This window comes from Synechococcus sp. R3-13 (assembly GCF_047462195.1).
GTDB lineage: Bacteria > Cyanobacteriota > Cyanobacteriia > Thermostichales > Thermostichaceae > Thermostichus.
The window spans coordinates 1-3461 of record NZ_JANSIO010000150.1 but is presented as its reverse complement, the minus strand read 5'-3'; the positions used below and the strand labels follow the sequence as shown (position 1 = coordinate 3461).

The 3461-nt window shown below is 59.5% G+C and carries 4 protein-coding genes and 1 pseudogene; 1 reads left to right on the top strand and 4 read right to left on the bottom strand.

All coding sequences use genetic code 11. The features are described 5' to 3' along the window. Window positions 1-59: 59 nt before the first annotated feature. Complete coding sequence (locus tag NW856_RS04815) at window positions 60-746, bottom strand: Uma2 family endonuclease (protein ID WP_414342578.1); 687 nt, start codon at window positions 744-746, stop codon at window positions 60-62. 192 nt (window positions 747-938) lie between these two features. Here NW856_RS04815 and NW856_RS04810 point away from each other — a divergent pair, with 192 nt between their 5' ends. Next, complete coding sequence (locus NW856_RS04810; protein ID WP_414399360.1) at window positions 939-1178, top strand: hypothetical protein; 240 nt, start codon at window positions 939-941, stop codon at window positions 1176-1178. Here NW856_RS04810 and lpxD read toward each other — a convergent pair. The 3 genes and pseudogenes from lpxD to NW856_RS04795 form a co-directional block, all read right to left on the bottom strand. Continuing rightward, on the bottom strand, window positions 1173-2204 hold the full coding sequence (gene lpxD, locus NW856_RS04805) for a UDP-3-O-(3-hydroxymyristoyl)glucosamine N-acyltransferase (protein ID WP_414399361.1): 1032 nt from the start codon (window positions 2202-2204) through the stop codon (window positions 1173-1175). The two genes, NW856_RS04810 and lpxD, sit on opposite strands and share 6 nt — an antisense overlap. A 15-nt stretch (window positions 2205-2219) precedes the next feature. Next, window positions 2220-2738, bottom strand: a complete 519-nt coding sequence (locus tag NW856_RS04800; RefSeq protein ID WP_414342569.1) for a DUF4330 domain-containing protein — start codon at window positions 2736-2738, stop codon at window positions 2220-2222. A 66-nt stretch (window positions 2739-2804) separates the two neighbouring features. Continuing rightward, a pseudogene (locus NW856_RS04795) lies at window positions 2805-3461 on the bottom strand (hypothetical protein); the annotation flags it as partial.

The following is a 3461-nucleotide window of genomic DNA, read 5'->3' as shown; positions in this document are numbered from 1 at the left end:
ACTGCCAGCAGTCGGGGTCGGGAGTATGTCACTCATTGCCAGTTCTCCTCTCTTTACCCTTACAAGGTATCGGGATCCACCCCCAGCTCCCGCAGCTTCTGGGCCAGGCGCTCTGCTCGCTGTCGCTCTTGCTCAGCACGTTGGCGCTCGATTCTCTCAGCTTCTTCAGGAGTAGGCACCAGCTCCCCATTGGGGAAAAAGTAGCGCAGTTGTTGGTTATGGATCCCCAGATACAGCTCCAGCATCTCGCTCCAGCGCCAGCCCTGCTCCGTTGGCTCAATCTCCTCGTACTTCTCCCCCCTCAGTCGCAAACCCATAAACTCCTGCGTCTCCGGAGAATAGTAAAAGTACTCCGGTGTCCTGAAAATCCTTTCGTAAAGCTCCCGCTTCTCACCCCGATCCACTTTGGCAGTCGATTCCGAAAGCAGCTCGATGATCAAGTCCGGGTATTTGCCACCTTCTTCCCACACCACCCAAGAAGGGCGGGGGCGGTTTTCTACCCCTTTGACCAAAAACAGATCTGGCCCGCGGAAGTCTTTATTTTTGAGTTGCTCTCGGCTGTAGTAGACGGTGAGGTTCCAGGCGAGGAAGTAGTCGTTGCGGTCTTGCCAGAGGCGGGCGAGGCAGCTGACCAGAATCAAAAGCTGCAGGGCATGCAGGGAGTGTTCCATTTCGGGTTCATCGCTGAGCAGCCCCTGGGCCGAGGGCATGAGCTCCGCCAGTTGCTGGCGGGTGAGGGGAGTAATCTTTTCCTCGGCTTTCTCTTGGAGTTTTTCTTGGGCCAGCATTTTTGCACTCGGGGCAAGTGAATTAGCTGTAGGCTAACCCATCGATAGAACCGCCGGCAGGTGCTCTGCTTCAGGCTGACAGGGTGATAACAGGAGCGTTCTACTAACTGAAAGGCATAATAAGAGATGTAAACTTCTCCTTTTGTCCGCATGTCTTTCTGGAAACTTTTGGTGGTGATAGCGGTGCTGCTTTTCGGCTTGGCAAGCGGGATCCCCACCTTACAAGCGGCCACCCTGGGTGGATCCCCCTACAATCGCGCCCAACAGGAAGTTGTGATTGCAGCTAGCCCAGACCAGGTGTTGAAAGCGGTCGTTGCTGGAGCAGAGCTAGGGCCGACAGGACAAGGCGGGAGACGTATGTGGATCCACGTCTTTTGCCGTCTCTTATGATTCCTCGTTCTGTTCCAGCTTGGCCACACGAGCTTCCAGCTTGCGCAAGGTGCGTTGCAGCTCAGGCAAGTGCCGCTGGACAGCCATGCTCTTGCGCCACTCGGCAATGGGTTGGTGGGGGTAGCCGGCCACCGTTTGACCAGCAGGGATATCGCTGGTGACACCTGTCTGGGCGGCTACACGCACGCCATCGCCAATGTGCAGGTGCCCGGCCAAGCCACATTGCCCGGCCAAGATGACGTGGTGGCCCAATTGGGTGCTGCCGGCAATGCCCACCTGAGCCACGATCAGGCAGTGGGATCCGGTGCGCACGCCGTGGCCAATTTGCACCAGGTTGTCGATCTTGGTGCCGCGGCCAATACGGGTCTCGCCAACGGCGGCCCGGTCGATGGTGGTGTTGCTGCCTACATCTACGTTATCCTCTAGCACCACCCGTCCCGCTTGGAGCATGCGCCGCCAGGAGCCATCTGCCAGAGGAATGTGGCCAAAGCCGTCGTCGCCAATGACAGCGCCGCTGTGGATCAGACAGTCGTCGCCAATTTCTGTGCGCTCGTGGATGACGCAATTGGCCAAGAGCTGGCAACGGGATCCAATCCGCACGTGGGGATAGATGGTGACATTGGGGTGAATTTGGGTGTGGTCGCCAATTTTCACTCCCTCCATCACCACTGCGTGCGGCCCGATGGCCACCCCCTCCCCCAGTTGGACGCTGGCATCCACCACCGCTGTAGGATGGATCCCCACCGGTAGGCGGTAGGGCTGGTAAAACAGCTCAATGGCCTGGGCAAAGAGCAGACGGGGATCCCTGCCCCGCAAGCAGGCAATGGAACAGGGCAAAGCCAGCCCTTCCTCCACGATGACGGCGCTGGCCTGGGTTTGCTCCAAGAGAGGTAGGTAGCGGGCCTCGCTGAGAAAGCTCAGCTCCCCTGGGCGAGCCTCCGCCAGGCTGGCCACGCTGTGAATTTCCAGGGTGGGATCCCCCTCGTAGGCACACCCCAATTTTTGGGCAATTTCCTGTAGCTGCATTGGAGTTGACATCCTCTACGATTGCGGCAGCCGCACGTCCATCACGGTGCCGCGCAAGTTGTAGCCAAAGGTCTCTAGCTCTAGGGGAACACCGATTTTGACGCGATTGTTGCCCAGGACGATGCCATTCTCCGTCCGCTGGCCGCGCCCTCGCAAGGTAAACACCAGATCGAGGCGATAGGCTTCGGGATCGGGCAAGTTCTGCACCCGCCCATCGGGGAAAACCACCGGCACCGTGCGGCTGACATTTTCCACTCGCACCACCTCCACCTGGCCGTAGGGCTGGTTGCGGATGATCAGGTCAGCCTTCTGCCCCGCCTGAAAAGGTTCCATAGAGCGGCTGCTGACCCCGCGCACAATCATGTCCACTTCCACCGGCAGCGTGGGGCCACCTCCCACCTGGACGACACTGCCCGCCTGCCGACCCGGAAAGAACAAGACGGCGACAATGGCCACCACCACAATTGCCAGAGCTCCCAGATCCAAGAGGCTGACCTTTCCCAAAAGCCGCCCCTGCTCGTCAATGAGCCGCATATCACCTCTCCTCGCACACCCTGTCTTGATTCTAGGCAGGTTTGTTCTCCAAGTGGCTTTCTCGCCCTAAGGGATCCAGGCTAGGGCGCTGCTGCCCAGCGGTAGGCGGCGTTCCCGCCAGCGGTGCGAACCACTTTGTCCATCAGGAATGGGCAGCCCGTCCTGCAAATCCACCAACCACACTTGCGAGGCCATGATGGCTTGCCCGCTACGGCTAAGGGGAGCCGAGGGATCCGGGATCCCTGGGAACGGTTCCAAGAGCGTGTAGGCCAGCATGCGTCCATCCGGGGAAATGCTGAAGTCCAGATCGACGGGATAGGTGGCTCGAACCACCTCTATGGCGTTGCCTGCTTCAGTGCCGAGCGTTATCGCCAGCAGGCGGGGCGACTCGGTGTAGCTGGGGGAGTCCATCGCGACCTCGCCAACAGAATAATGCTCCGCACCGCTAACGTGAGAGACCTCACTGACCAAGGCGTAGAAGATGGGCGCCCGAGGGGAAAAAGCCCCTTTCAGGATGGATCCCTGGGTTCTCAAAATCTCCTCGCTGTTGCCGGTATTGCTGACGATGGAGAGGCTGCGGGTGTAGTCGGGATTGAAGCGCAGCAAAGCCCCGAAAGCCCCATCGGGGCGGATGGCTAAGGTTTGGCCGAACTGGGCTAGAAAGCTCTCCGCTGCCGCCCGTGGATGCAAGGGTACGATCCCCACCCCCTGTCCCTGCGAGAT